This window comes from Sphingomonas sp. P4_G2 (assembly GCF_056401155.1).
Genome location: NZ_JBFUJY010000003.1, coordinates 146,341 through 163,891 on the forward strand (window position 1 = coordinate 146,341; position 17,551 = coordinate 163,891).

At 65.2% G+C, this 17,551-nt stretch carries 22 protein-coding genes and 1 riboswitch; of the genes, 10 read left to right on the forward strand and 12 right to left on the reverse strand.

Going from position 1 to position 17,551, the window contains the following annotated elements:
- Positions 1 to 11: 11 nt before the first annotated feature.
- From AC1DRD_RS10225 to recQ, 5 genes are read right to left on the reverse strand one after another with little or no spacing between them, the layout of a single operon-like run.
- Complete coding sequence (locus AC1DRD_RS10225; RefSeq protein ID WP_478041308.1) at positions 12 to 1,601, reverse strand: GMC family oxidoreductase; 1,590 nt, start codon at positions 1,599 to 1,601, stop codon at positions 12 to 14.
- The gene (locus tag AC1DRD_RS10230) at positions 1,511 to 2,527 is read right to left on the reverse strand and encodes a sterol desaturase family protein (RefSeq protein ID WP_478041309.1); all 1,017 of its coding nucleotides are present in this window, start codon (positions 2,525 to 2,527) and stop codon (positions 1,511 to 1,513) included. The genes AC1DRD_RS10225 and AC1DRD_RS10230 overlap by 91 nt, the downstream gene beginning before the upstream one ends.
- A 24-nt stretch (positions 2,528 to 2,551) precedes the next feature.
- Positions 2,552 to 2,950: a hypothetical protein gene (locus AC1DRD_RS10235; RefSeq protein WP_478041310.1), complete on the reverse strand. Its 399-nt coding sequence runs from the start codon at positions 2,948 to 2,950 to the stop codon at positions 2,552 to 2,554.
- Complete coding sequence (locus AC1DRD_RS10240; protein ID WP_478041545.1) at positions 2,947 to 3,375, reverse strand: protein tyrosine phosphatase family protein; 429 nt, start codon at positions 3,373 to 3,375, stop codon at positions 2,947 to 2,949. Before AC1DRD_RS10240 ends, AC1DRD_RS10235 begins: the two co-directional genes overlap by 4 nt.
- 35 nt (positions 3,376 to 3,410) lie before the next feature.
- Positions 3,411 to 5,201 carry a DNA helicase RecQ gene (recQ, locus tag AC1DRD_RS10245; protein ID WP_478041311.1) on the reverse strand — a complete coding sequence of 597 codons (1,791 nt, stop codon included), beginning with the start codon at positions 5,199 to 5,201 and terminating at the stop codon, positions 3,411 to 3,413.
- Between the two features lie 472 nt (positions 5,202 to 5,673).
- Here recQ and AC1DRD_RS10250 point away from each other — a divergent pair, with 472 nt between their 5' ends.
- Together AC1DRD_RS10250 and ung are read left to right on the forward strand one after the other, a co-directional pair.
- Positions 5,674 to 5,961, forward strand: coding sequence for a GNAT family N-acetyltransferase (locus AC1DRD_RS10250; protein WP_478041312.1), 288 nt, complete (start codon positions 5,674 to 5,676; stop codon positions 5,959 to 5,961).
- 9 nt (positions 5,962 to 5,970) lie between these two features.
- On the forward strand, positions 5,971 to 6,669 hold the full coding sequence (gene ung / locus AC1DRD_RS10255; RefSeq protein ID WP_478041313.1) for a uracil-DNA glycosylase: 699 nt from the start codon (positions 5,971 to 5,973) through the stop codon (positions 6,667 to 6,669).
- A gap of 257 nt (positions 6,670 to 6,926) precedes the next feature.
- Here ung and AC1DRD_RS10260 read toward each other — a convergent pair whose 3' ends face one another.
- Complete coding sequence (locus AC1DRD_RS10260; protein ID WP_478041314.1) at positions 6,927 to 7,466, reverse strand: 2'-5' RNA ligase family protein; 540 nt, start codon at positions 7,464 to 7,466, stop codon at positions 6,927 to 6,929.
- A 61-nt stretch (positions 7,467 to 7,527) separates the two neighbouring features.
- On the opposite strand from AC1DRD_RS10260, the gene AC1DRD_RS10265 reads away from it, so the two are divergent.
- The gene (locus tag AC1DRD_RS10265; RefSeq protein ID WP_478041315.1) at positions 7,528 to 7,956 is read left to right on the forward strand and encodes a VOC family protein; all 429 of its coding nucleotides are present in this window, start codon (positions 7,528 to 7,530) and stop codon (positions 7,954 to 7,956) included.
- 78 nt (positions 7,957 to 8,034) lie between these two features.
- A complete protein-coding gene (locus AC1DRD_RS10270) occupies positions 8,035 to 8,349 on the forward strand; it encodes a hypothetical protein (RefSeq protein WP_478041316.1) in 315 nt (104 codons plus the stop codon).
- Between the two features lie 152 nt (positions 8,350 to 8,501).
- On the opposite strand, the gene AC1DRD_RS10275 is transcribed toward AC1DRD_RS10270, so the two are convergent.
- Entirely contained in the window at positions 8,502 to 8,990 is a 489-nt protein-coding gene (locus tag AC1DRD_RS10275; RefSeq protein ID WP_478032404.1) for a hypothetical protein, read from the reverse strand.
- A 162-nt stretch (positions 8,991 to 9,152) separates the two neighbouring features.
- On the opposite strand from AC1DRD_RS10275, the gene AC1DRD_RS10280 reads away from it, so the two are divergent.
- The 3 genes from AC1DRD_RS10280 to AC1DRD_RS10290 all read left to right on the forward strand — a co-directional run bounded on the left by AC1DRD_RS10280 (position 9,153) and on the right by AC1DRD_RS10290 (position 11,286).
- A complete protein-coding gene (locus AC1DRD_RS10280) occupies positions 9,153 to 9,878 on the forward strand; it encodes a hypothetical protein (RefSeq protein WP_478041317.1) in 726 nt (241 codons plus the stop codon).
- 29 nt (positions 9,879 to 9,907) lie between these two features.
- On the forward strand, positions 9,908 to 10,318 hold the full coding sequence (locus tag AC1DRD_RS10285; RefSeq protein ID WP_478041318.1) for a hypothetical protein: 411 nt from the start codon (positions 9,908 to 9,910) through the stop codon (positions 10,316 to 10,318).
- A 395-nt stretch (positions 10,319 to 10,713) separates the two neighbouring features.
- Positions 10,714 to 11,286, forward strand: coding sequence for an outer membrane protein (locus AC1DRD_RS10290; RefSeq protein WP_478032400.1), 573 nt, complete (start codon positions 10,714 to 10,716; stop codon positions 11,284 to 11,286).
- A 74-nt stretch (positions 11,287 to 11,360) separates the two neighbouring features.
- Here AC1DRD_RS10290 and AC1DRD_RS10295 read toward each other — a convergent pair whose 3' ends face one another.
- Positions 11,361 to 11,774: a hypothetical protein gene (locus AC1DRD_RS10295; protein WP_478041319.1), complete on the reverse strand. Its 414-nt coding sequence runs from the start codon at positions 11,772 to 11,774 to the stop codon at positions 11,361 to 11,363.
- A 188-nt stretch (positions 11,775 to 11,962) separates the two neighbouring features.
- The gene (locus AC1DRD_RS10300) at positions 11,963 to 12,388 is read right to left on the reverse strand and encodes a VOC family protein (RefSeq protein ID WP_478032398.1); all 426 of its coding nucleotides are present in this window, start codon (positions 12,386 to 12,388) and stop codon (positions 11,963 to 11,965) included.
- A gap of 62 nt (positions 12,389 to 12,450) precedes the next feature.
- Between AC1DRD_RS10300 and AC1DRD_RS10305 the strand changes: the two genes are divergently transcribed.
- On the forward strand, positions 12,451 to 12,714 hold the full coding sequence (locus AC1DRD_RS10305; RefSeq protein WP_478032397.1) for a type II toxin-antitoxin system Phd/YefM family antitoxin: 264 nt from the start codon (positions 12,451 to 12,453) through the stop codon (positions 12,712 to 12,714).
- Complete coding sequence (locus tag AC1DRD_RS10310; protein WP_478032396.1) at positions 12,711 to 12,977, forward strand: Txe/YoeB family addiction module toxin; 267 nt, start codon at positions 12,711 to 12,713, stop codon at positions 12,975 to 12,977. The genes AC1DRD_RS10305 and AC1DRD_RS10310 overlap by 4 nt, the downstream gene beginning before the upstream one ends.
- Positions 12,978 to 13,065: 88 nt before the next feature.
- On the opposite strand, the gene thiC is transcribed toward AC1DRD_RS10310, so the two are convergent.
- Positions 13,066 to 14,925, reverse strand: coding sequence for a phosphomethylpyrimidine synthase ThiC (gene thiC, locus AC1DRD_RS10315; RefSeq protein WP_478041320.1), 1,860 nt, complete (start codon positions 14,923 to 14,925; stop codon positions 13,066 to 13,068).
- 37 nt (positions 14,926 to 14,962) lie between these two features.
- Positions 14,963 to 15,073, reverse strand: a riboswitch (TPP riboswitch).
- Positions 15,074 to 15,352: 279 nt separating this feature from the next.
- Between thiC and AC1DRD_RS10320 the strand changes: the two genes are divergently transcribed.
- Entirely contained in the window at positions 15,353 to 15,715 is a 363-nt protein-coding gene (locus AC1DRD_RS10320) for a response regulator (RefSeq protein ID WP_478032393.1), read from the forward strand.
- 5 nt (positions 15,716 to 15,720) lie between these two features.
- Here the strand turns inward: AC1DRD_RS10320 and AC1DRD_RS10325 are convergent, their stop codons facing one another.
- Both AC1DRD_RS10325 and AC1DRD_RS10330 read right to left on the reverse strand, forming a co-directional pair.
- Positions 15,721 to 16,470 (reverse strand): Crp/Fnr family transcriptional regulator, encoded by a 750-nt coding sequence (locus tag AC1DRD_RS10325; protein WP_478032391.1) that lies wholly within the window; start codon positions 16,468 to 16,470, stop codon positions 15,721 to 15,723.
- A 157-nt stretch (positions 16,471 to 16,627) separates the two neighbouring features.
- Entirely contained in the window at positions 16,628 to 17,488 is an 861-nt protein-coding gene (locus AC1DRD_RS10330) for a MipA/OmpV family protein (RefSeq protein ID WP_478032389.1), read from the reverse strand.
- Positions 17,489 to 17,551 lie beyond the last annotated feature (63 nt).

The following is a 17,551-nucleotide window of genomic DNA, read 5'->3' on the forward strand; positions in this document are numbered from 1 at the left end:
AGGGAGGGGAGTCAGCTCGCCAAATCCGCCTTCACGAAATCGGCGCAACGTTCCCCGATCATGATCGATGGCGCGTTGGTGTTGCCGCTGATCAGCTTGGGCATGATCGATGCGTCGGCGACGTAGAGGCCGCCGACCCCGCGCACGCGCAGCTTGGGATCGCACACCGCACCGGCGTCCGATCCCATTCGCGCGGTGCCGACCGGGTGATAGACGGTATCGGCACGCGCGCGGATCAACCGCTCCAGCGCATCATCGTCGCCAAAATCGATCGGATAGCGGTCCTTGCCGCGATGCCGGCTGAGCGGCGGGGCGTTGAGGATGCGGTACATCGTGCGCACCCCCGCCTTCATCACTGCCATGTCGCGCGGATCGGTCAGGAAGGCAGGGTCGATCAACGGGCTTTCGCGCGGATCGGGCGAGGCGAGCCGGACGGTGCCGTGGCTTTCCGGCCGCAGCACGCAGACATGGCACGAAAAGCCATGCGCCTTGACCTTGGTCCGGCCGTGATCCTCGAGCACCACCGGCACGAAATGCAGCTGGACGTCGGGCGCCGGTGCATCGGGCATCACGGTCAGGAAACCGCCAGCCTCGGCGAACGGCGTGGTCATCACCCCCGACCGGCTCTTCAACCAGCGGATCACCCCGCCCGCCATGCTGAGCGTCCCAGCCAGCGAACTGCCAAGGAAGAAGCGACCCGGCACTTCATAGGCCGCGACGTAATCGACATGGTCCTGCAGATTGGCGCCGACATCGGGCCGGTCGACCGCGACCGTCAGGCCGTTGGCGGCGAGGTGCGCGGCGGGACCGATCCCCGACAGCATCAGCAATTGCGGCGTTCCGAACACCCCGCCCGCCAGCACCACCGCCTTGCGCGCGCGGATGACATGGCGTTCGTTGCCGCGGGCGTAGGCGACGCCCCAGGCCTTGCCGTCTTCGAACAGCACGCGTTCGGCCAATGCCTGGGTCACGACGTGGAAATTGGCCCGCGACAGTGCCGGCTCGACATAAGCGCGGCTCGACGTCCAGCGCTCGCCATTCTTCTGCGTCACCTGATAGAGGCCGACGCCGTCCTGGCGCGCACCGTTGAAATCCTCGTTGCGCGGAATCTGCAGCATCGCCGCCGCCTCGACGAATTCGAGGCTGCCGGGGTGCGGCCAATGCTGGTCGGACACGCTGAGCGGTCCGTCGCCGCCATGATAGTCGCTCGCCCCGCGCTCATTGCCCTCCGACCGTTTGAACGCCGGCAGCACGTCGGCATAGGACCAGCCGTCACAGCCCATCGCCGCCCAATTATCGTAATCCCAGGCATTGCCGCGCAGATAGAGCATCGCGTTGATTGCGCTCGATCCGCCCAGCCCCTTGCCGCGCGGCTGATAGCCGCGGCGGCCATTCAGCCCCGGTTGCGGCACGGTTTCCAGCCGCCAATTGGTCTTGTCGGTCTGGAAGGCCATGAAGCCGGGCACGCGCGTGCGCAGCCCGGTGTTGCGCCCGCCCGCTTCGAGCAAGGCTACGGTGTAGCGACCGTCCTCGCTGAGCCGTCCGGCCGCCGCGGCGCCGCCCGATCCTCCCCCGACGACGACGATATCGGCTTCGTCCACCCAGCTTTCTCCCGCTCGCATTGTTCCCACAGCGCCTTGATAGTTTCCGACGTCTCGCGGCTGCCGTCGTGGCTCCAGCCCGGCGGTTTGGCGATGTAATTCCATTTGGCCTTGAGCCCCGGCGCCGCCCACACATCCCTGGCGATTCCCACCCATTCGTGGAACGCCGCCCAGATCAGGTTGAAACTGCCGAGATTCTTGACGATGCCATAGCGCGGCGCCTCGTCGTCGCGCTCGGGCTCGAACGTGCCGAGCCAGCGATCCCAGACGATGAACACGCCGGCATAATTCTTGTCGAGATAGCGCGGGTTCGTCGCATGGTGGACGCGGTGATGCGACGGCGTGTTCATCACCGCTTCGAACCAGCGCGGCATCCGCCCGATCACTTCGGTGTGGATCCAGAATTGATAGATCAGATTCACCCCGCCGACGAAGATCACCATCGCCGGCGGAAACACCAGGAACAAGGGCAGCCGGAAGATGAAGGCGATCGAGAGGAATCCGGTCCAGGTCTGCCGGAGCGCGGTCGACAAATTATAATGTTGCGAGCTGTGATGGATGACGTGGCTCGCCCAGAACCAGCGCACGCGATGCGCTGAGCGGTGGAACAGATAATAAGCGAAATCGTCGATCACGAAGCACAGGACAAACCAATACCAGGCCCAGGGATTGGGCAGGGTGACGATGCGGAAATGGCCGTAGAGCCAGGTCGCCATCGCATAGATCAGTCCGGCGGTGATCGCCCCCGCGACAGTGCTGCCGGTGCCGAGCGCGAGGCTGGTCAGCGTGTCCTTGGGCTCGTAGCGGCTTTTGTCCCTGACCCGGGCGACCAGCATCTCGGCCAGCACCAGCAGCACGAAGCCGGGCACGGCGAGCGAGACGATGTCGGGCAAGTGCGGCGCGGTCATCAACATCCTCAGGGGCATATTTACCCCTCATCCGCGGCTTGCTTACACTAGTGTAAGTGGCGCTTCCAGACCCCGAACCTGATCGGCGGTGATGCCGAACAACGTGACCGGTCCGAACAGTTTCTCGCCGGTATCGACCGTCGCGCCCTCGACCGCTTCGCGCACCCGGAGCGGGGGAACGAGCCGGCGCACCGCGACCTTGGCGCCGTGGCGCTTGAGCACCGCGATCGTGCCTTGTCCCTGGACCAAAGCCGCGCTGCCATCGCCCGAGATCAGCGCACGGCCCCCCTCGAATCCGGCCAATGCCTCTTCGGCGAAGCGGCGGGCGTCCTCTTCCGTGGCGATCCGGCTCTCGCCCAGCTTGAGCCAGCGCGCAAACCCGGCCAGCGCCAGGATCGCGACGATCGACCCTGCGAGCTGGACGAGCTGGGTGTGGGTCATGCCTGCGCCTTCAACTGATCGAGCAGCGGCCGGAGACCGTCGAGATTGTAGCCCGCGCCCGCACCCTTCGCGATCAACTCGTCGGCGTCGGCGCCGTTTCTGGCCTGGGCCAAGGCCCAGAGGTTGCACGATCGCGTGCCCGACCGGCAGAAAGCCAGCACCGGGCCGTCGGCGCCCGCCAGCACCTCGGCCATCGCCTCGATCTGCGGATAGCTGAAGCCGGCATGAGTGATCGGGATCGCCGTGTAGCTCAGCCCTGCCGCCTCCGCCGCCGCGCGGATCGTGTCCCCCGGAATCTGGCCGGCTTCCTCGCCATCGGGGCGGTTGTTGACGATCGCGGTGAAGCCGGCCGCCTTGATCGCCGCCACGTCCTCGACCGCGATCTGCGGTGCTACCGAAATATTGTCGTCGACCTTGCGGATCATCGTCACTGGACCTCATCGTTGTTCGGGAAACAGACTCACGCGGCTTCCCGGATGACTTGCAGGAAGGCGTCACCATAAGCGTCGAGCTTGCGTTCGCCCACGCCCGAAATCGTGCCGAGCGCGGCGCGGCTGTCGGGTTTGAGCTCGGCCATCGCGCGCAGCACCGAATCGTGGAAGATGACATAAGGCGGGACGCTCGCGTCCCTGGCGAGCTCGCGGCGCTTCTCGCGCAGCGCCTCGAACAAGGGATCGCCCACCGGATTGGCGCCGCCCGCGGTCGAACCGCCACGGCGCCGCCGTTCGCGCTTGGGCGGCAGGACGAGTTCGACTTTCTCGCCGCCTTTGAGGATCGCCCGCGCGCCCGGCCCGAATTCGAGCCCGCCATGCGGATTGGTGCGCAGCGCATCGCGGACCTGGAGCGCGCGGCCGACCGGACGGAGCAAGGCGGCTTCCTCGCCATCGACGATGCCGAATACCGACAAAGCCTCGTGCCCGTTCATCAGGCTGCGCTCGCTCGACTGGCCGGTCAGGATCGCTTCGACATAGCCGCTGCCGAAACTCTGCCCGGTGCGGAACACCGCCGAGAGATATTTCTGCGCGACGGTGGTCGCGTCGACCGCGGCGGGCGGGGCGAGGCAATTGTCGCAATTGCCGCAGCGATCGGGCACGTCGCGCTCGTCGAAATGCCCGAGCAGCAGCTTGCGGCGGCATCCCGCGGTTTCGACCAAGGCGCCAAGCGCGTTGAGCCGGATGCGCTCGCCTGGTTGCCGTGCGCTTTCGACCTCGCCGATCCGCTGGCGCGCTTTGGCGAAATCCTCGGCGCCCCAGAACAGATGCGCGATCGCGGGGTCGCCGTCGCGCCCGGCGCGGCCGGTTTCCTGATAATAAGCCTCGATCGACTTGGGCAGGCCGGCATGCGCGACGAAGCGGACGTCGGGCTTGTCGATGCCCATGCCGAACGCGACCGTGGCGACGATCACCATGTCCTCCGACGCGACGAAATCGGCCTGGTTCTTCGCCCGCACGCGCGGTTCGAGCCCGGCGTGATAAGCGCGGGTCGGGCGCCCGGTCTTGGCCAAAGCCTCGGCCAGTTTCTCGGTGCCGGCGCGCGTCTGGGCGTAAACGATGCCGGGGCCTGGCGTTTCGGCGATCAGATCGGCGATCTGACGCGTGGTATTGTCGCGCGGGCTGATCGCATAGCGGATATTTGGCCGGTCGAACCCGGCGACGATCAGCCCGTCCTTGGGAATCCCGAGCTGCTCGAGGATGTCGGCGCGGGTATGCGCATCGGCGGTCGCGGTCAGCGCGAGCCGCGGGACACAGGGAAATTTGTCGAGCAGCGGGCGCAGCAGGCGATAATCGGGGCGGAAATCGTGCCCCCATTCGCTGACGCAATGCGCTTCGTCGATCGCGAACAAGGCGACGCGTCCGCGCTCGAGCAAATCGTGGAAATCGCTGCCCGAGGCGCGCTCTGGGGCGATGTAGAGCAAATCGAGCTCGCCATCGAGGAAGCGTCCGCGCGTTTCCGCGCGATTCTCATCGACGCTGGTCAGGGTCGCGGCGCGGATGCCGACCGCTTCCGCCGCGCGCAACTGATCGTGCATCAACGCGATCAGCGGGCTGACGACAACGCAGGTGCCGTCGAGCATCACCGCCGGTAATTGGTAGCAAAGCGACTTGCCGGCCCCGGTCGGCATCACCGCGAGCGTATTCTCCCCCGCCAGCACACGCGACACTACCGATTCCTGCACGCCGCGAAACGCAGGGAAGCCAAAAGTCGAGTGGAGAACGCTAGCGGGATCGGTCACGGCGGCGGATGTAGCCATGCGCGGCTCAGACTTCCATCAAATCGCGGCCGATGACGAGCCGCCCGGCGAAATTCCGGCGCACCGCGGCGATAGGGGCCGGGAAACCGGCCGCTTTTTTCGTGGAGAGTCGTCGATTGGAATAAGCCTCTCGATCGGTAAGGCGGATGGATCCCTCTCCCGCTTGCGGGWGAGGGAGGGGCCCGCCGCCGAAGGCGGTGGGWGGGTGAGGGTCTTCCTTCTTCTATATTGGCACACGCTTGGAAGAAGAAAGAAGACCCTCACCCAACCTGTACCGGGTGAACAGCGCCCCGCGCTGTTCAGGTCATGCCGGGGGCATGACCGACCCGGTGCACCCGTGAACGGGAGAGGGCTTTAACGGCAACGGTTTGCAATCGATATGATGCGGCGAGCGCGGCAAGAACGGTGCGGCGGCTGGGTTGCATGGCGCAGTGCTACCGTTAAGCGGAATGGACAGCAGCGGAGAACAGGAATGGCCGAGAATATAGTCGTCGACAATCGCGCCGAGAACGAATTCGAGCTCGAGGTCGATGGCCATCGCGCGATCGCGGCATACCAGCTGGAAGGCGACACGATCACTTTCACGCATACCCTGGTGCCCAAGAAGCTCGAGGGACGCGGGGTCGGGTCGAAGCTGATCCGCGCGGCGCTCGATTCGGCGCGCGACCGCGGGCTCAAGGTCATCCCGATCTGCCCGTTCGTGAAGGCGTTCATCGAGCGTCATCCCGAATATAAGGCGCTGGTCGAGCACGCGGCCTGAGGCCAGGCGATGAGCGAGCCCAATCTCCATCCGAGCTGGCTCGAACCGCTGCGCGGCGAGTTCGCCAGCGACTATATGGCGAGCCTGCGCGCCTTCCTGGTCGCCGAGAAAGCGGCGGGCAAGGCGATCTTCCCCAAAGGACCCGAATGGTTCCGCGCGCTCGATTTGACGCCGCTGGAGAATGTCCGCGTCGTCATCCTCGGGCAGGACCCCTATCACGGCCCCGGCCAGGCGCACGGCCTGTGTTTTTCGGTCAAGCCGGGGACGCGCACGCCGCCGAGCCTGGCCAACATCTACAAGGAAATGCATGCCGATCTCGGCATTCCGCCCGCGCGGCACGGCTTTCTCGAACATTGGGCCGAGCAGGGCGTGCTGCTGTTGAACGCGGTGCTGACGGTGCAGATGGGAATGGCGGCGTCGCATCAGGGGCGCGGCTGGGAACGCTTCACCGACGCGGTGATCCGATTGGTCAATGCGCGCGAGAAACCGGTCGTGTTCATGTTGTGGGGCAGCCACGCGCAGAAGAAGGCGGCGTTCGTCGAGTCGGTCGAGCGCGGTGGGCGGCATTTGGTGCTGCGCGCGCCGCACCCGTCGCCGCTGTCGGCGCATACCGGCTTCCTCGGCTGTCGCCATTTCTCCAAGGCCAATGCGTTTCTCGAGGCGCATGGCGAGAAACCGATCGATTGGGCGTTGCCGGCGATTGGGTGAGAGGCGAAGCGCGCGCCACTAAATCCTCCCCATTCATGGGGAGGGGGACCAAGACGCGAAGCGGCTTGGTGGAGGGGGTGTGCCGCAAGCGAGTCCGTCGAGGCCCGCCCCCTCCACCACGCGGCTGACGCCGCGCGCGTTGGAGCGAGATCGTGTCCCCCGGACACGATCTTGGTTCGCCGGGGGCGAACCAAAGCCCCAACGCCCTCCCCGCAAGCGGGGAGGATTTTCGCGGCAACCGCGACCACAGCCAAAACTCACTGAAACAACGGCAATTCCGGCGACAGCGTCCATCGCCCGATCACATCATGCCGCGTTTCGCCGACATGGCTGTGGACCAGTACCAATTCCTCGACCTGCCACAGGATCGGATCGATCGCGCGCGAAAAGGCCGCGTCGTCGCGATAGCCCAGCGTCATATGCGGGTTGAACGTCCAGCCATCGCGCGGCTCCAGCCCGGCATCGGTCACCCGCTCGCGGATCGCGCGTTGCAGCAAGGCGAGTCCGGTCGAGCGGCCATTGGGCCGGAGCGCCACCGACCGCGTCGTCCCGACCACGCGCCCCATCGACAGCAGGAACCCGGGCATGTCGATATCGTTACCCACCGCGATCAGCCGATCGACGAGCATTTCGGGCAGGCCGATATGGTCGTTGAAGATCTCCATCGTGACATGGAGATGCTCGCTGCGGACCGGGCGGCCGGGACAATGAAGCCGGCGCGCCGCCTCGATCGCGGGAATGGCGTGCATCGCCGGCTTGATGGCGAAGAACAGGCGGTGAAGCGTTTGCACGAGCATGACAGTCCTCCGAATCGGGTGTAATGTTCATGATATGTTCTTGGATCGAAGGAGTCGACTCATGACCGACGCGAATGCCAATCGCGGTGCCTTCCATCATATCGACCTGAGCGTCAGCGACGTCGCCGCGGCCCGGCGCGTCTATGCGCCAATGCTCGACTTTCTCGGCTATACGATGGTCAAGGACCGGCCAGACGGCTGCGAGTGGGATTTGAAGGGGCGCGAGCCGTTCGGCGCCTCGCTGGGCATCCGCGTCGCGACCAGCGGCGGATCGCACGACCGCTATGCGCCGGGCCTCCACCATCTCGCCTGGCGGGTCGAGAGCCGGGAGGCGGTCGACGCCGCGCATACCCTGCTGGTCGAACACGGTATCCCGGTGCTCGATCCGCCGGCGCATTATCCCGAATATTCGGGCGATTATTATGCCGTCTTCTTCGCCGATCCCGATGGGCTCAAGCTGGAGATCGTCCACGCGCCGGGCTGGATCTGACCGGTTCGGCCGGACCGAAGGGTGAGCCGCGGCGGTTCGTTGATCCTCGCGGGGACGATACCCCAGAGGAGAAGTGACATGCGTACCAAGCTCTTTTGCGCCGCGCTGATCGGCCTGACCGCGTTGACCGCCGCCGCCCCGGCAGAGGCGCGGATCAACCAGCGCCAACATCGCCAGCAACAGCGCATCGCCAACGGCGTCAATTCGGGCCAGCTCAACGCCCGCGAAACCTATCGGCTCGAGCGCCGCGAAGGCCATATCGCCCGCTACGAAGCACGCAGCCGCGCCGACGGCGGCGGGCTGAGCGGTCGCGAACGCTATCGCATCGAACGGATGCAGGACCGCACCAGCCGCGCCATCTATCGCCAGAAGCACGACGCGCAGGTCCGCTGACCGTGTTCTAAGCCCCTCCCCTTCAGGGGAGGGGATGGGGGTGGGGGACGTCTCACAGAGTGCACCGCCTGCGGCACTGCCCCACCCCAACCCCTCCCCTGAAGGGGAGGGGCTAGCTCGCCATCTTCAGATCGCGGCAGTCGCTCTGGACGTCAGGCGGCGGGGCGCCGTAGCGTGCGCCACGCAAAATAGAGGATCACGACCGCGACCACGGCTTGCGTCGCCAGCACGGCGGGTTCGTTGCCGAGCGGCGCCAGCGCGTGCAGCGCCGGGACCTTCTGATAGCTCTGCACCACCAGCACGACCATGTTGAGCCATTGCGCGAACAGAGCGGTCATCAGGAACACGCGCCGCCAGCCGCCCGCGAGCTTGCGCCCGTACAAAGCGTAAAGCGCGATCGCCAGGACGACCAGCGACACCACGCCGAAAATGAACGGCGGTCCGATCGGCTTGGGCGGAAACAGGAAGCCGGTGACGCTGGTCAGGATGGTGAAGACCAGGAACAGGCCATTGATCAGCGACAGCCAGCGGCCGCCGGTCAAGGCGGCAAAGAAGACCAGCCCGGCGACGATGCCGATCAGGCTGATGATGACGTGCAATTCGGTAAAGGCCGGAAGCGACAGGCCGAGGATCGTGTTCATCGCGTTTCCCCAATCGATGACGATTCCAGCAGCTTAACCCAGCGCGCCCGGTTCGACGAGTCGAATCGATATCGCAACGATTCAGCGCCCCCAGACGGGGCTTCAGCCTATGTTTACCCGTTTTGGATATCCCCCCGATGTTCGAACCAAGGGGGGCAAGAGATGACCCGATCCGTCCGTCCGCTCGCGGTGCTGGCCGTCGCGCTGGCCGCCGTCATGCCCGCGGCGCCCGCCATGGCCGAGCCCAATTTCCGCATGCCGACCAGTTCCAGGATCGACCTGGTCCGCGACCTGCCCAACGAAGATCCGTTCGAGCATGACGGCCAATATTACGATCTGGGCTATCTCTATTCGACCGAGCGAGTGAACGGCGCCGACGTGGCGCGGACCGGACAGGGCTTCGTGCTCTATCACGACGATCGCTATATCAAGCTCGACCCAGAAAAGCTGAGCGCGGTCACGTTCGCACTGGGCGAGGATCCGACCAAAGACTATGTCCCGCCCGTCGCCGCCAGCCGCGGCCAGGTGGCGAGCGACGACGATAGCGCGCCGGCCGCCGGACAGCCGCTGCCCGATCGTTCGCCGACGCGGCGCGGATCGGGCGGGCTTGGCTTCGTCGCCGCGATCGTCGTGGTCGGCTTCTTCGCGATGCTGCGCTTCATGCTGCGATCGGCGTTGCGCGCCGCGCTGTCGCCGCTGTTCCGCCGCCCGGCGCGCCGGACCTTCGCCGAGGCCGATCCGTTCGAATCGCGAGTCAGCGCGCGGCTCGCGGAGCTGGAAAGCGGCGGCGGCGCCGGTCCGGCCGCCTCGACCTCGGCACCGGCCTATCAGCCGCAACCCGCGATGACCGCCCCGGCGGCGCGCGGGTTCGGCCGCAAGGGCCTGTGATCAACCAACCAGCCGGGAAATCCTCACCGATGCGCCTCCACCCCTTCTGTCTGATCGTGATCGCCGCCGCGCCGCTCGCCGCCTGCGGCAATCCCAATGCGGTGTCGGTCAAGGCCGAGATCGCGAGTATCGAGCGCAAATGCTCGTACCGATCGGTGGTCGGCGAGCGGAAGGGCCGCCCGATCACCGAACGCATGGGCGAGATGCTGCCCTGCGACACGACCGACGAGTTCGAGGCGCTACGCGGGAATCCGGGCGAGCGCCGCAAGAACATCGTCGGCAAGGGCATTCTGACCGTCAGCTTCACCTCGCCCAAGGACCAGTCGTTCCAGACCGCGGAGATCAAGATCGACGGCAATGACGACGAATTCTACGCGCATCGCGGCGACGCGATCCAAGTGTGGGTGGACAAGACCGATCCGAGCAAGGCCTGGCTCTGACCTGCGGGTCGGCCGGAGTTCGAGCCGGCGGCATCGACCGGCTTGCCGAACTGGAAAACGGCGGCATCGCGGCAGCGGTTCCTGCCCCGGCGCCGGCGCCGGCCTATCAGCCGCAACCCGCCACGGCCGCTCCGGCGGCGCGTGGTTTCGGCCGCAAGGGGGCTGTGAGCCTGTCCCGGCTCAGCCCGCCTGCCTGAATTCCCCGACGACGATCGCGCCGCGCGAACAATCGCGAACGGATTCGGAATTGAAACGATTCCAAAATCTTATCCATAATGGGTAGAAAAGCCTGCCCGACCACTGGACAGCGAAAGTGTCTTATCCTAGCGGCACGCCTCCGGCCCGCCGTCCTGGCGGAATGCCGGTTCAACAGCAGTAAGAATTTGGGGGCAATCATGAAGAAGTTTGTCGCGCTCGCCGCATTGATGGCGTGCGTCCCGGGGGTCGCTTATGGGCAGGACAAGCCCGCCGACGCCAAGCTTTCCGGCGTTCGTCTCGAGGCGCGCATCGGTTACGAAACGCCGACCGTCAGCGATGACAGCGGCGTCTACAAGATCGGCAGCGCAGTGTCGTACGGCGGCGAAATCGGTTTCGACCTTCGTGCCAAGAACGTCACGTTCGGTCCGTACGCGGTCTATGAGGCGTCGAGCGTGTCGCTGTGCGACGGTGGCGACTGCCTGAAGGAGAACGGCAATCTGGGCGTCGGCGGCCGCATCGGCTTCGTCGTGTCACCCAAGGTCGTGATCTACGCCAAGGCAGGCTATGCCCATATCAGCTTCAAGGCGAGCAGTGGCGGCGCTTCCGCCAACGCCAACAAGGACGGCGTGCAGGGCGCGCTGGGCGTCGACGTCAACGTCACCAGGAACGTCTATCTGATGGGCGAAGTTAACTACGCCGATTACGGTAGCTTTTACGGCATCAACCTGCAGCGCCGCCACGTCGCGGCGGGCGTCGGCGTCCGCTTCTAAGCGGCGGCCGATTGGCTGAAGAAAGGGCGTCCGGCGGGTCCGGGCGTCCTTTTTCGTCTCTGCCGAAATCGAATTCAGCCCGCCGGCTTGAACTCGCCGACGACGATCGCCCCGAGATCGCGATCGAAGGTCTCGGTCGTCGCGGTACCGTTGCCGCGCATGGTGAAAGTACCGGCGTCGACATAGCCGCCGCTCCCGGTCGGATCAGACAATATCTTGTAGGTCATCGGCCCCGACGCGCTGGTCACGGTGATCGCCGATTTGCCTCCATTGTCGGTATAAGCGACCGAAATCGCGCCGGGATCGTCGATCGCGGCGGGGACGAGCAATTGGTGGTTCTTGCCGGGGCGGAGGACGAAACTCTTGGCCTCACCCGGGTTGAGCCCGATCGTCTCGACCCCGACCCCGTCGGGCGGTGGCGGCGACGTGTTGTCCTGCGCGATCGCCGCGGCAGGCAGCAGCGCGAGGGTGAGGAACAGCAGGCGCATGGCGTGTCTCCAGCCCCCGCTCGGGGGGAGAAACGCGTTGGGGGCGGAAGGGTTCAGTGGCGTGGGATTGGGCGCGACGGCGGCCCGACAATCCTAACCGTCACCCCGGGCTCGTCCCGGGGTCCACCGTCCCACATGCCCCAGGACTCGCGGCTCCGTGGATGCCGGCACAAGGCCGGCATGACGAACTAGAGGTCAGGCCGCGTCCGCGTGCCCCTCCGCAACTGCACCAGATCCCAACGATTGCCATAAAGGTCGAGGAACACCGCCACCTTGCCATAATCGTATATCGCCGGCGGACGCACCCATTCGACCCCGGCGGCGGTAAAGGCGGCATGATCGCGATCGAAATCGTCGGTCGCCAGGAACAGGAACACCCGCCCACCGGCCTGGTCGCCGATATACTTGGCCTGATGCTCGGTCGACGCCCGCGCGAGCAGGATGGTGGTAGCATTGACCGGCGCACCGGGCGGGCGGATCGTCACCCAGCGCTTATCCTGCTCGGGCTGGTAGCTGTCCTCGACCAGGGTGAAGCCGAGTTTGCCGACGTAGAAGGCGAGCGCTTCGTCATAGTCGCGAACGACGAGAGCGATATGGGCGAGGTGTGTCTGCATTCCGCCATTTCTAGCGGCGCGCGCTGGGTAGGGCCATTGCAAATTTGTACAAATTATCGTACATGATCGACATGCAAAGTCTGAGCATCTCCGAAACTCGCGCGAACCTGAAAGCGGTGCTGGACAAGGTCGTCGCCGACAAGGCGCCGATCGCGATCACCCGCCCGAAGGGCGAAGGCGTCGTCATGGTGTCCGAAAGCGAATGGGCGTCGATCGAAGAGACACTGTATTTGTTGCAGTCGCCGGCCAACGCCAAACGCTTGCTCGACAGCGTGGCCGAGCTCGACGCCGGCAAGGGTAAAGAGCGCCAACTGATCGAGCCATGAAGCTCGTCTTCTCGTCGCGAGCCTGGGAAGATTATCTTTCGTGGCAAGGCGACGATCGCCGCGGCTTCGATCGCGTCAACGCGCTGATCAAGGAATGCCTGCGCGATCCGTTCCGGGGAACCGGCAAGCCCGAACCGCTCAGCGGCAATCTGTCAGGCTGGTGGTCGCGCCGGATCAACCGCGAGCATCGGCTGGTCTATCGGGTGAGCGGCAAGGACGAGGCGCAATCGCTCGAGATCGCGCAATGCCGGTATCATTATTGAGCAATGCGACCCCGCGGACCGGAGCGTCACCGGTTTAACGAACGAGCGAACGGGCGACGGGTAAAGTCATCGCCCGTTCGTCACTTCATCAATCGTGCTCCCGCCCCCCAGCACCCATGTACAACTCCCGCCCGGTCTCGTTGTACAGCTCGCTCATCTTCGCCATCCCGGCCTCCGCTTCCTCAGCGGCAATGAAGGTCTCCGGCGCCGAATTCTGCTTGGCCGCGAAATCGCGCACCTCCTGGGTGATCTTCATCGAGCAGAATTTGGGTCCGCACATCGAACAGAAATGCGCGGTCTTGGCGCCTTCCGCGGGCAGGGTCTGGTCGTGGTACTGCTCCGCCGTGTCGGGATCGAGCGACAGGTTGAACTGGTCGCGCCAGCGGAATTCGAAGCGGGCGCGGCTGAGCGCGTCGTCGCGCATCTTGGCCGCCGGGTGGCCCTTGGCGAGATCGGCGGCGTGCGCGGCGAGCTTGTAGGTCACCACGCCGACCTTGACGTCATCGCGGTCGGGCAGGCCGAGATGCTCCTTGGGCGTGACGTAGCAAAGCATCGCGGTGCCGTACCAGCCGATCATCGCGGCGCCGATGCCGCTGGTGATATGGTCGTAGCCCGGCGCGATGTCGGTGGTCAGCGGCCCGAGCGTGTAGAACGGCGCCTCGCCGCACGCCTCCAGCTGCTTGTCCATATTCTCCTTGATCTTGTGCATCGGCACGTGGCCGGGGCCCTCGATCATCACCTGGACGTCCTGCGCCCAGGCGCGCTTGGTCAGCTCGCCCAGCGTGTAGAGCTCGGCGAATTGCGCTTCGTCATTGGCGTCGGCGATCGATCCCGGGCGCAGGCCATCGCCCAGTGAATAGGCGATGTCATACGCCTTCATGATCTCGGTGATCTCGTCGAACCGCTCGTAGAGGAAGCTCTCCTTGTGGTGCGACAGGCACCATTTCGCCATGATCGAGCCGCCGCGGCTGACGATGCCGGTGACGCGCTTGGCGGTCAGCGGCACGTACGGCAGGCGGACGCCGGCATGGATGGTGAAATAGTCGACGCCCTGTTCGGCTTGTTCGATCAGGGTGTCGCGGAAGATTTCCCAGGTCAGGTCCTCGGCAATGCCGCCGACCTTTTCCAGCGCCTGATAGATCGGCACGGTGCCGATCGGCACCGGCGAGTTGCGGATGATCCATTCGCGGGTGTCGTGGATGTTGCGGCCGGTCGACAGGTCCATCACCGTGTCGGCGCCCCAGCGGATCGACCAGACCATCTTGTCGACTTCGGCGGCGACGTTGGAGGCGACCGCCGAATTGCCGATATTGGCGTTGATCTTGACCAGGAAATTGCGCCCGATCGCCATCGGCTCGGATTCGGGGTGGTTGATATTGTTGGGAATGATCGCGCGGCCGCGCGCGATTTCGTCGCGGACGAACTCCGGCGTGACGTAATCGGGGATCGCGGCGCCCCAATCCTGGCCGTCGCGGACATATTCCGCCAGGCGGGCGCGGCCGAGATTCTCGCGCTCGGCGACATATTCCATCTCGGGGGTGATGATGCCGCGGCGGGCATAATGCATCTGGCTGACGTTCATCCCCGGCTTGGCGCGCAACGGACGCTTGACCACGTTGGGGAAGGGATCGACGCCACCCGAGCGATCGGGGCCGAGCTGGCCGTTATCCTCGGGCTTGAGGTGGCGCGCGTCATAGCTTTCGACGTCGCCGCGCGCTTCGATCCACGGTCGGCGGAGGTTGGGCAGGCCGGCCTGGATGTCGATCCGGGCATTGGGGTCGGTGTACGGGCCCGACGTGTCGTAGACGCGCAAGGGGGGCTCGTCGCAGCTCGGATCGAGGTCGATCTCGCGCATCGCGACCTTGAGCGGACCGACATGGATCTTGCGGCTGCCCCGGATGGGGCCGGTGGTCACGCCGATTTCGGTGCGCGCAGGGATGTCGGCCATAATACTCACTCCATTGTCGGAGCGAGGACACGGATTTCGGATGAAAACCGCCCACTCCCTCCGCCGGTCTCAACCGGATCAGGTTCGACGGGTCGAGGGCTCCTGCCCTCCTCTCAAGCGCGGATCGGCGCTCCCCCGGGGATGGCGTGCACGCTAGGCGCTTGAGCGCGCGAAGGAAAGCCACTTGTTTCGATCGGAGGCGCTCGCGCAGCCCGAAGACGATGGACGACCGCGCATCGGACGGTCACCCCTAGCGCGATCCGCGAACCCTGATCTTGCTTCCAACATATCCACACGCCGCAAAGTACAACTTAATCCAGGATATGAATCGAAACCAATCGAGATTAGGATTGTTGTTGGCGGATCGGGTCGTTTTTGCGAGCATCCCCGACTGAGAGACTTGGCGCTCCCGCTCCTGGGAGATATCATGCTCGACGGCCTGCCTATCCTGATCGTCGAGGATCAGCCGCTGATTGCGCTCGAGCTATGCGAAATCGTCGAGAATTTCGATGGCCGCGTGGTGGGACCGATCGCGAGCGTGGCGGAGGCGTTGGTCCGTGTCGATCAGGAGCATATCGCCGGCGCGATCCTCGACGCCAATCTGCGCGATCGCGATGTCACCCCGCTGGCGCTCCGCCTGATCGAGCGCGGCACGCCGGTCGTCATCTATACCGGTACGGGATTGCCCGACGAGCTCGCGCGAACCCATCCCGAGCTTCCCATGATCCTGAAACCGGCACGCGCGATCACCGTGCTGGCCGTCCTGGTCGATCGCATCAGGGGCGAATAAGCCATCTATATCGCGGCCGGGTGCACCTGATCGAGATGGAGATAGGCCGGGTTGAAATCGCCGGCCTCGACCAGGCCATCCCAATCGCGCACCTCGATCCAGCGGCGCGAGCGATGGATCAGGCCGTCGGCCTGCAGCCCCTTCAGCACGCGATTGACATGTACCGAGGTCAAGCTGACCGCGTCCGAGATCCATTCCTGGCTCATCGGGATCATGAATCCGTCGGGCGTGCCGAGCTTGGCGGCCTTCAGCCGCATCGCGAATTCGCAGATCAGGTGCGCGATGCGGGCCCGCGCGTCGCGCCGGCCGATATTGGCGATCCATTCGCGGAAGATCGATCCCTCGACAAGCGTTTCGTACCACATCGCCATGCCCACCGACGGATGATCGAACGCGATCTTGCGGATCGCATCGACCGGGATCAGCGCGACGTCGCAATCGGTCAGCGTCTCGACATTGTGATCGGCGCGGCCGAGCAGCGAATTCTGCAGGTCGACCAGGTCGCCATCCATGTGCAGCGAGAAGATCTGTTTCTTGCCTTCGCGCACAATCTTGTGGCGATAAGCGAAGCCGTGGATCAACAGGCAGCTATGCTGCGGCCGGTCGCCGTCCCACACGACATAATGTCCGGCCTTGAGGCGTCGAAAGGTGACCGGGAGCGCGCGCAGCGCCGCTTCGTCCGCGTTGCTCAGCGGCGCCCAGAATTTCAGCTTGTCGATCAAGGGTTGGAGCGTCAGGCGCTCTAGGCTGGTCAAAATGGTGTGCTCCCTCAGGCGGGAGCGCTCGCAAAGTCTCTCAGCCACCGATATGCGTCTAGACGGTCGGTGATGAAGCATCCTTAGCCTAGTTTGGCATCTTGTCCTAATCCTGAATGCGAAGGCATCTTAACATAGGTGCCAATCGTCCGCCGGATCAGAACGTATAGGCCACGCCCGCACCGCCCATCCATTGGTCGCGGCTGCCGGCGATCGAGACGATCGGGGAGTCGGCGAAGTCGTTGAGCATGCGCTTGTAGCTGCCGCCCGCGAGCAGCTTGAACCCATGGAGCAGGTCGCCGGTCAGCGACACGGTGACGAAGCCGCCCGCGGTCCAGCTCTTCCACCCGGCGCGGGTGTTGAACTGGGGCAGGCCGCTGGCAAAACTGCCCGCCGCGTCGACGTCGAAATAGGCACGGCCATATTTGCGGTCGGCATGCTCGGCCGAGGCGAACAGGCCGACCGCGGCCTTGCGGCTGACCGGGGTCATGTAATTGATCGTCGGCGACCAGATCGCGCCGCGCTGGGCGCCGGTGACGCCCTTGCGATAGCTGAGCGACACCGACAATTGGTCGTACTGGCTGGTGATCACCCCGGTCTTGCCGATGCCGACAAAGCCGCCGACCTCGAGCGAACGGTCGCGCTTGCCGAGCGCGCGGACGCGGGGGTCGTCGATATACGACAGCGCCGAGCGGTTGAGGTCGAGCACCGCGATCGGGCCCGCCTGAATATCCCAATTGGGCCCGGGCTTGTTGGGGATGAGGTCGATCGAGGCGCGATTGCCGATCAGCTGGAAATTGAACCCCGAGACCGATCCGATCACCACCGGCGCGACGGAAAAGCCGGAATGATCGGCGCCTTCATAATCGGGCGTGTAGACCGCGCCGGCGCCGATCGTGACATTGTCCCTACCGGTATCGAGCTGTTCCGGCGCGGTGGGGGCCGGCGGCGCTCCAGTGTCCTGCGCGAAAGCGGGCGCGGCGAGCAACAAGGCGGGGGCAAGCAGCAAAAGACGCACAGGCAGGCTCCGATCAGGATGACGTTTGGGTAAAGCAACGCCACCCAGGCGTTTTGTGTCCAT

Bases quoted from the DNA above. Each gene is read 5' to 3' on its own strand.
- ung (WP_478041313.1), top strand. From the start codon at position 5,971: ATGAGCGAGCCCAATCTCCATCCGAGCTGGCTCGAACCGCTGCGCGGC.
- AC1DRD_RS10270 (WP_478041316.1), top strand. From the start codon at position 8,035: ATGCGTACCAAGCTCTTTTGCGCCGCGCTGATCGGCCTGACCGCGTTG.
- AC1DRD_RS10260 (WP_478041314.1), bottom strand. From the start codon at position 7,466: ATGCTCGTGCAAACGCTTCACCGCCTGTTCTTCGCCATCAAGCCGGCG.
- AC1DRD_RS10250 (WP_478041312.1), top strand. From the start codon at position 5,674: ATGGCCGAGAATATAGTCGTCGACAATCGCGCCGAGAACGAATTCGAG.
- AC1DRD_RS10265 (WP_478041315.1), top strand. From the start codon at position 7,528: ATGACCGACGCGAATGCCAATCGCGGTGCCTTCCATCATATCGACCTG.
- AC1DRD_RS10300 (WP_478032398.1), bottom strand. From the start codon at position 12,388: ATGCAGACACACCTCGCCCATATCGCTCTCGTCGTTCGCGACTATGAC.
- thiC (WP_478041320.1), bottom strand. From the start codon at position 14,925: ATGGCCGACATCCCTGCGCGCACCGAAATCGGCGTGACCACCGGCCCC.
- AC1DRD_RS10295 (WP_478041319.1), bottom strand. From the start codon at position 11,774: ATGCGCCTGCTGTTCCTCACCCTCGCGCTGCTGCCTGCCGCGGCGATC.
- AC1DRD_RS10290 (WP_478032400.1), top strand. From the start codon at position 10,714: ATGAAGAAGTTTGTCGCGCTCGCCGCATTGATGGCGTGCGTCCCGGGG.
- AC1DRD_RS10310 (WP_478032396.1), top strand. From the start codon at position 12,711: ATGAAGCTCGTCTTCTCGTCGCGAGCCTGGGAAGATTATCTTTCGTGG.
- AC1DRD_RS10285 (WP_478041318.1), top strand. From the start codon at position 9,908: ATGCGCCTCCACCCCTTCTGTCTGATCGTGATCGCCGCCGCGCCGCTC.
- AC1DRD_RS10305 (WP_478032397.1), top strand. From the start codon at position 12,451: ATGATCGACATGCAAAGTCTGAGCATCTCCGAAACTCGCGCGAACCTG.
- AC1DRD_RS10280 (WP_478041317.1), top strand. From the start codon at position 9,153: ATGACCCGATCCGTCCGTCCGCTCGCGGTGCTGGCCGTCGCGCTGGCC.
- AC1DRD_RS10230 (WP_478041309.1), bottom strand. From the start codon at position 2,527: ATGCCCCTGAGGATGTTGATGACCGCGCCGCACTTGCCCGACATCGTC.
- AC1DRD_RS10275 (WP_478032404.1), bottom strand. From the start codon at position 8,990: ATGAACACGATCCTCGGCCTGTCGCTTCCGGCCTTTACCGAATTGCAC.
- AC1DRD_RS10240 (WP_478041545.1), bottom strand. From the start codon at position 3,375: ATGATCCGCAAGGTCGACGACAATATTTCGGTAGCACCGCAGATCGCG.
- AC1DRD_RS10235 (WP_478041310.1), bottom strand. From the start codon at position 2,950: ATGACCCACACCCAGCTCGTCCAGCTCGCAGGGTCGATCGTCGCGATC.
- recQ (WP_478041311.1), bottom strand. From the start codon at position 5,201: ATGGCTACATCCGCCGCCGTGACCGATCCCGCTAGCGTTCTCCACTCG.
- AC1DRD_RS10320 (WP_478032393.1), top strand. From the start codon at position 15,353: ATGCTCGACGGCCTGCCTATCCTGATCGTCGAGGATCAGCCGCTGATT.